Consider the following 5463-nt stretch of genomic DNA (forward strand, 5'->3'; position numbering starts at 1 on the left):
ACGACTGCCTCCTCTCGAAGGCAACCTTGAATCACGGGAGGTCGAAGAACGGAATCCTATTTGTCAACAGGTCCTAGCCGTCCACGTTTCAGTGATTATCCAGTACTCTCTTTTTTCAATGGTGCGGCGCAGGTACCCCAGTTTAACGGTAGAGACAGAAAGTATCGCGATTACCGCACGCGCATCACGGACTCCGTGAATAAGATTCGGAAAGCCAATTTCGCCGGCACAAACACGCTAGTCGAAGTGTGGCAGACTGGTGGCGTTGTGCTCTTTGTCATAGATACAAAAAGCGGAAGGATACTTTGGAGCGATGCATTGCTGCCAAACACAAGAGAAATCGCATTCCACGTCAACAGCGGGCTCGTGCTTTCACAGTGGAATAATTCTGAACAGTGCTATTTTGAAGCTTACGAATGGAAAAATGGAAGAATGCATTTAATTTTTGAAGAGGACGACGGTGAAGTAGCCGAGGACGTCGGCTGCAAAAACCTGTTCGACAAGACATATAAATAGAAGGCTGATAAAGAATGCTCTCGTCAGGCCGTTCTTGGCATTCATCATTGCTGCCAAACAACTAGGGAGAGGGGATTTGCGCGGAACGGACGAAAGAATGGGTGTCCTGTTCCGACGTTGACCTGGAGACACGGCTCCGGTCGGATTATGAATTACGTACGATCAGGGCTCTGGTCAACAAAGCCTCGGTTTGCTTAGAGCGGGATTTCGCGGCGCCGTGAACCGCCCCGGGTTTGCCGGAGGCTGATTTGCTCAAATCATGCCGCCATGGCTGGTGGGACCAGCATGGCATAGTAGCGTGCCTCTGCCTCGGCGGGCGGAATGTTGCCGATCGGGGCGAGAAGTCGTCGGGTGTTGAACCAGTCGACCCATTCGAGTGTAGCGAACTCGACGGCTTCGAACGACCGCCACGGCCCGCGCCGATGGATAACCTCGGTTTTGTAGAGGCCGTTGATCGTCTCGGCCAGCGCATTGCCGTAGGAATCGCCGACCGTGCCGACCGAGGGTTGGGAGTGTCAGGAATTTCGTGTGCGGGCGTGCGGTTGAACATTGCTTACGCCCTCGCGGCCTGGAATCGGTCCGCGAAGAGAATGGCGAATTGGCTCTTGGCCAAGGCCCATTCCCTCGACGGCATCTTCCACTCCTTCTCTGAGCGGTTCAAGACCAGGAACAAGAGCTTCATGGCGGCTTCATCGGTTGGGAAGTGGCCCCTGGCGCGGACTGCCCGGCGCAGTTTGGAATTCAGCGCCTCGATGGCATTCGTCGTATAGATGATCCGTCGTACGTCCTTCGGGAAGGGGAAGAAGGGGATGACTTCGGACCAGGCGCGCCGCCAGATCTGGCCGATGGCCGGGTATTTGCGGCCCCAGGGGCCGGCCTCGAAGGCCGTCAGCGTCGCCTCGGCCGCCGTGTCGTCGAGGGCGGCGTAGACCGCCTTCAACCCGCCCGCCAGCTCCTTGCGGTCCTTCCAGGAGGCAAAATCCAGCGAATTACGCATCAGATGGACGATGCAGGTCTGCACCGTCGTTTCCGGGAAGACGGCGTTGATCGCGTCGGGAAAACCTTTCAGGCCGTCGACGACGGCGATCAGGATGTCCTCGACGCCGCGGTTCTTCAGGTCGTTCATGACGCGCAGCCAGAATTTCGCCCCTTCGTTGGTCTCGATCCACAGTCCGAGAATTTCCTTGGTCCCATCGCCGCGAACGCCGAGCGCGACGTGCACCGCTTTGTTCCGAACATGGCCTTCGTCGCGGATCTTCACGCGAAGAGCATCAAAGAAGACAATGGGATAAACGGATTCCAACGGGCGGATCTGCCAGGCCGCGATCTCATCCAGCACCGCATCCGTCACCGCCGAGATCAGATCGGGCGATACCTCGATGCCGTAGAGCTCCTGGACATGGCCGACGATCTCGCGGGTACTCATGCCGCGCGCGTACATCGACACGATCTTGTCGTCGAAGCCCGGAAATCGCCGCTGATACTTGGCCAGAAGCTGGGGGTCGAAGCTTGATTGGCGATCGCGCGGGATGGACAACTCGACCGAGCCGCTGTCGGTCAGCACCGTCTTCTTGCCGTAGCCGTTACGGCTGTTGCCGGAACCGGCCTCGCCGGCCAGATTGTGGTCTATCTCGGCATTCAACGCCCGCTCGGCCAGCGCCTTCTTCAGCTGATCCAGCAAGCCATTGCTGTCGAACGCCGATTTGGCGTCGGCGCCCGCCAGCAACTGGTCCAATATCACGTCCGGGATGACAGGCTCTTTCCGTCGTGCCATAGGGTCTCTCCATCGATCGCACTATGCACGCCCGCACACGAAATTCCTGACACTCCCCCGAGGGTTCGATCTTTTCATCGCAATATCCTCCATGGTGTTGCGACGACCGCTTGAATCCGCCTTGGCTGCCCCGATCGCTGTGGTGGACCAAGCCGCCGCCCTTCATCGGTCGTCGGGCATGCAGCGCCTGTTCGAGCGCGTCTAGGACGAAGGAAGCATGAGCTGTCCGGCTCACCCGCCAGCCAACGATCCGACGGGCAAACGCATCGATCACGAACGCCAGATAGACGAAGCCGGTCCATGTCGAGACGTAGGTAAAGTTCGACAGCCGCAGCATATTCGGCCTCGGAGCGTAGAATTGTGTCACTGCCGGATCAATTCTCCCCAGAAGTGCCGTTTGAATCTTCCCCAGTTTGAGGGTCCGCGCCGGTCTTCCGGGGCGCGCCCCCGAAGACCGGCGGCGCGCGTTCGCCGATGGTCCTCGCGATGGTCGCGGGGAGGCGTCGGTGATCAAGCTCGGGGAGCACATGATGATCCTGGATCTTTACCGGCAAGGCCTTTCGGTGTCGGCGACCGCCCGGCAGACGGGCATCGACCGCAAGACCGTTCGCAAGTACATCGAGCGAGGCTTGGAGGCGCCCGCCTACGGGCCGCGCTCACCGCGGGCCACCGTGCTCGATCCCTTCGCCGCCTACCTGCGTGAACGGGTCGCCGTCTATCCGGGTCTGACCGGTCGACGCTTCTTCTGCGAGCTGAAGGAGCGCGGCTACGCAGGCGGCTACACCGCCGTCACCGATTTCCTGCGCGATGTCCGGCCTCCAGCCCCCGCCGGCTACGAGGTCCGCTTCGAGACGGCGCCCGGCGAGCAGGCGCAGGTCGACTTCGCGCAGTTCCATGTCGTCTTCGAGGACGAACCCGATACGCCCCGGGTCGTCTGGCTCTTCTCCATGGTGCTCGGCTACAGCCGCCTGATCTGGGCCCGCTTCTTCCTGCGCCAGGACCTGCCGACGGTCCTGCGCTGCCACGTCGCCGCCTTCGCGGCGATCGGCGGCGTGCCAAAGGAGATCCTTTATGACCGCATGAAGACCGCGGTTACCGGCGCGGGCGACGCCGACGGCATCGTCTACAACCGAAGCCTCGTCGACCTCGCCCGCCACTACGGCTTCCATCCCAGAGCCTGCCGACCCTACCGGGCCAAGACCAAGGGCAAGGTCGAGCGACCGTTCCGCTTCATCCGCGAGGACTACCGACTTCGCCAGCACGCCGAACTCATGCCCGAGCATCTCCGCTCCAAGGCCACCATCGCACCCCCTGCAATCCACACCCTGCCGCGCCGCCGAGGACGGCCACCGAAAAATCCCCAACTCTCCCTCGCCATCTGACCGGCCGAACTGGGGAATTTTACTTCGGCGCTTCTGGGGATTTTTCAGGCGGCGTTGACAGAATTGCCGGTTGACGTGGTCGAGCGGACAAGGTGCCGCCTTGTCGCGCACGGTGGTCCTGATGGGCTTGCCACGGACCGCGCCGGCCAAGCCCTGGCGCCGCATCAACCGTTCCACCGTGCACCGAGCAACCTCGATCCCCTCCCGGTTCAGCTGCCGCCAGACCTTGCGGGCGCCGTAGACCTGGAAGTTCGCCCGGAACACACGGGTGATCTCAGGCTCGAGGCCGGTATCTCGCCGCGCGCGAGCGGCCCGTCGGCTCGGATCGGCCCGCTCGGCCGCGCGGGCGAAGTACGTGGACGGGGCGATCGGCAGCACCCTGCAGATCGGCTCGCCCCCGTGGTCAGCCCGGTGATCGTCGATGAACGCGATCATGTCTTCGACCGGCGGTCGAGCTCCGCCGCGGCAAAATACGCGCTCGCCTTGCGCAGGATCTCGTTGGTCTGCCGCTGTTCTCGGTTCTCACGTTCAAGGGCCTTCAGCCTCTCGGCGACATCCGTCGGCACGCCGGCACGCTTGCCGCTGTCGACCTCCGCCTTTTTCTCCCAGTCGAGCAGGGTATGCGGCGAACAGCCGATCTTCGTGGCGACGGACTGCACCGCCGTCCAGCGCGAGGCGTACTCGCCTTCGTGCTCCAACACCATCCGCACCGCCCGGGCACGGACCTCCGGAGAGAACTTGTTCGTCGTCTGGCTTGTCATGACTCCATCCTATTGAGGAGTTTGAGCCTCCGGCAAACCCGGGGCGGTTCAGAATGATCGCCCCTGGGCTTGCCTAAGATGGATCGATCGTAAATCAGCAATCAATATCGCCCGATGGAGCGGCGCCTTCGTCATTTTGAGCATTTGGGTCTTGACTATTGCGCAGTAGTTTTGGCATACAAATTTTGTATAGAGGAGATAAAAGTGAGAAGTTTTATCCTTGGTACCGCCTTTTTGGTCCTGATCCAGGATAATTCATATGCGGTTACTGAGTTCCGAGGACTCGTACTCGGAGCATCGAAGCAGCAGACCGAACAGACGCTTGAATCGTTAGGATATAGGCGTTCTTCTGGAAGTATTATAGAGTATACTTACCAAAAGGGAGGTGGTGAATTTATTTTTGCTTTTTACGAAAAAAATACTTTAATAAAACTTTGGTTAGATCCTAATTTTTTCGATCTATCTAGAATGAGCGCTCAAGAAGTGTCTCGACATATGTTTTCACATTACCGTATCCAGTACCAGTGCGAGCAGTGGACGCAAAAGGGGGAGCGTATGGTTTCCGGTACCACCCGGACTCATTACATTCCCATCAACATTCCGGCTATTGATTGCGTTGGGCAGAATTCCGATGCTCGGATACTAGTTCGAGAAATCCAAGGACAAGATGTCATCGTCATCATAGAGCGCTCTCGCATCGGGAATTTCTAAATTTTTGCTCTGGTCCTGACTGCGCGTGATCGATAGGCGCGACCTCGGAATGCCCTCGCCTATCTGATGATCGGTGTCCTCTGGCCGTTGGCGCTCAGGCCACTTATCGGCGCATCGCGGAATTCTATTTCCGTGATTTCTCAAAGGACTTCGACTGAGACGGGATCGCGTCGCACGCGCGTGAACCAAGCGCGCCTGCGTATGCGCGCTAAAGATAATCAGTCAATATTGACACTTGGAGAGTAAGCGTCGTCCTCACCCCACCTTGACGGCCGAGGGTCGGTACACCCAGGGCATCAGCTCGTCGAGGCGGTTGTTG

At 59.4% G+C, this 5463-nt stretch carries 3 protein-coding genes, 4 pseudogenes and 1 other annotated feature; of the genes and pseudogenes, 3 read left to right on the top strand and 4 right to left on the bottom strand.

Annotated features, from left to right (window positions below; all coding sequences use genetic code 11):
* The first annotated feature begins 60 nt into the window (after positions 1-60).
* Positions 61-516 carry a hypothetical protein gene (locus tag KL771_RS28070; RefSeq protein ID WP_261971815.1) on the top strand — a complete coding sequence of 152 codons (456 nt, stop codon included), beginning with the start codon at positions 61-63 and terminating at the stop codon, positions 514-516.
* Between the two features lie 257 nt (positions 517-773).
* On the opposite strand, the pseudogene KL771_RS28080 reads toward KL771_RS28070, so the two are convergent.
* The 3 genes and pseudogenes from KL771_RS28080 to KL771_RS28090 form a co-directional block, all read right to left on the bottom strand.
* Positions 774-1025, bottom strand: a pseudogene (locus KL771_RS28080) (integrase core domain-containing protein); the annotation flags it as partial.
* Between the two features lie 44 nt (positions 1026-1069).
* The gene (locus KL771_RS28085) at positions 1070-2290 is read right to left on the bottom strand and encodes an IS256 family transposase (protein ID WP_261971816.1); all 1221 of its coding nucleotides are present in this window, start codon (positions 2288-2290) and stop codon (positions 1070-1072) included.
* 58 nt (positions 2291-2348) lie between these two features.
* A pseudogene (locus KL771_RS28090) lies at positions 2349-2651 on the bottom strand (DDE-type integrase/transposase/recombinase); the annotation flags it as partial.
* 145 nt (positions 2652-2796) lie between these two features.
* Here KL771_RS28090 and istA point away from each other — a divergent pair.
* Positions 2797-3543 (top strand): annotated as a pseudogene (istA, locus tag KL771_RS28095) (IS21 family transposase); the annotation flags it as partial.
* 189 nt (positions 3544-3732) lie between these two features.
* On the opposite strand, the pseudogene KL771_RS28100 reads toward istA, so the two are convergent.
* A pseudogene (locus tag KL771_RS28100) lies at positions 3733-4433 on the bottom strand (IS3 family transposase); the annotation flags it as partial.
* Positions 4033-4149 (bottom strand) — a sequence feature (AL1L pseudoknot). Its footprint overlaps the pseudogene before it by 117 nt.
* Positions 4434-4637: 204 nt before the next feature.
* Between KL771_RS28100 and KL771_RS28105 the strand changes: the two are divergent.
* Positions 4638-5144, top strand: coding sequence for a hypothetical protein (locus KL771_RS28105; protein ID WP_261971817.1), 507 nt, complete (start codon positions 4638-4640; stop codon positions 5142-5144).
* Positions 5145-5463 lie beyond the last annotated feature (319 nt).

The organism is Prosthecodimorpha staleyi (genome assembly GCF_018729455.1).
Classification (GTDB): domain Bacteria; phylum Pseudomonadota; class Alphaproteobacteria; order Rhizobiales; family Ancalomicrobiaceae; genus Prosthecodimorpha; species Prosthecodimorpha staleyi.

Coding starts and splice junctions, on each gene's coding strand:
- KL771_RS28085 (WP_261971816.1), bottom strand. CDS start 2,290: ATGGCACGACGGAAAGAGCCTGTCATCCCGGACGTGATATTGGACCAG.